Annotated in this window: 1 protein-coding gene; it reads left to right on the top strand. The window is 57.9% G+C overall.

Annotated features, from left to right (window positions below; genetic code table 11):
- Positions 1-1,656 (top strand): Ig-like domain-containing protein (locus AB4876_RS19030; protein ID WP_368383269.1); only part of this gene is annotated, 1,656 nt, incomplete at both ends.

The following is a 1,656-nucleotide window of genomic DNA, read 5'->3' as shown; positions in this document are numbered from 1 at the left end:
CCGTTAACGACATCACCCCAGATGACATCGTGAATGCAGCAGAAGCCGGAAGCACGATTGATGTGACCGGTACTGTCGGCGGCGATGCTACCGTGGGCGACGCAATCAGCTTCACCATCAATGGCACGCCATACAGCGGTACTGTCTTGGCGGGCAACACCTACAGCATTGCGGTGGATGGCGCCGATTTGGCCGCTGACACCAGCTTCGATGCCGCAGTAACGGGCACTGACGCAGCGGGTAATCCATTTACTGCTACGACTACGTCAACCCACACCGTTGATACGGCAGCGACTGCAATGATTACGGTCAACGACATCACGCCTGATGACATCGTGAACGCGGCTGAAGCTGGAACAAGCCTCAACGTCACCGGTACGGTTGGTGGCGATGCAACAGTGGGCGACACTGTTAGCTTCACCATTAACGGCACGCCATACAGCGGCACCGTACTGGCGGGCAACACCTATAGCATTGCGGTGGATGGCGCCGACTTGGCGGCCGATACCAGCTTCGATGCGACTGTGACTGGCACCGACGCGGCAGGTAATCCGTTCACCGCAACGACCACTTCAACCCACACCGTTGATACGGCAGCGAGCGCAACAATCACCGTTAATGACATCACCCCAGATGACATCGTGAACGTGGCCGAAGCTGGCGGAAGCATCAACGTCACCGGCACCGTCGGTGGCGATGCAACCGTTGGTGACGCAATCAGCTTCACCATTAACGGCACGCCATACAGCGGCACTGTCTTGGCGGGCAACACCTACAGCATTGCGGTGGATGGCGCGGACTTAGCTGCCGACACGAGCTTCGATGCGACAGTAACGGGTACAGACGCGGCGGGTAATCCATTTACGGCAACGACTACCTCAACCCACACCGTTGATACCGCAGCGACCGCAACGATCACGGTCAACGACATCACAGCAGACGATATTGTTAACGCAGCGGAAGCGGGTACTTCGATTGATGTGACGGGCACCGTCGGTGGCGATGCAACCGTTGGTGACACAGTTAGCTTCACCATTAACGGCACGCCATACAGCGGCACCGTGCTGGCCGGCAACACCTACAGCATTGCCGTTGATGGCGCGGACCTGGCGGCCGACACCAGCTTCGATGCGACTGTGACTGGCACCGACGCGGCAGGTAATCCGTTTACCGCAACGACCACTTCAACCCACACCGTTGATACTGCAGCGAGCGCAACAATCACCGTTAATGACATCACCCCAGATGACATCGTGAACGCGGCCGAAGCTGGCGGAAGCATCAACGTCACCGGCACCGTCGGTGGCGATGCAACAGTGGGCGATACGGTTAGCTTCACCATCAACGGCACGCCATACAGCGGTACTGTGTTGGCTGGCAACACCTATAGCATTGCGGTGGACGGCGCCGACTTGGCTGCCGACACCAGCTTCGATGCCACCGTGACTGGCACTGATGCAGCAGGTAATCCATTTACCGCAACGACTACGTCAACCCACACGGTTGATACGTCTGCTGCGGCAACGATCACGGTTAACGACATCACAGCAGACGATATTGTTAACGCAGCGGAAGCGGGTACTTCGATTGATGTGACGGGCACCGTCGGTGGCGATGCAACCGTTGGTGACACAGTTAGCTTCACCATTAACGGCA

Origin of the sequence: Zhongshania guokunii, assembly GCF_040892635.1 — a bacterium.
GTDB classification, from domain to species: domain Bacteria; phylum Pseudomonadota; class Gammaproteobacteria; order Pseudomonadales; family Spongiibacteraceae; genus Spongiibacter; species Spongiibacter guokunii.
This window is presented reverse-complemented; position numbering and strand designations above follow the sequence as displayed.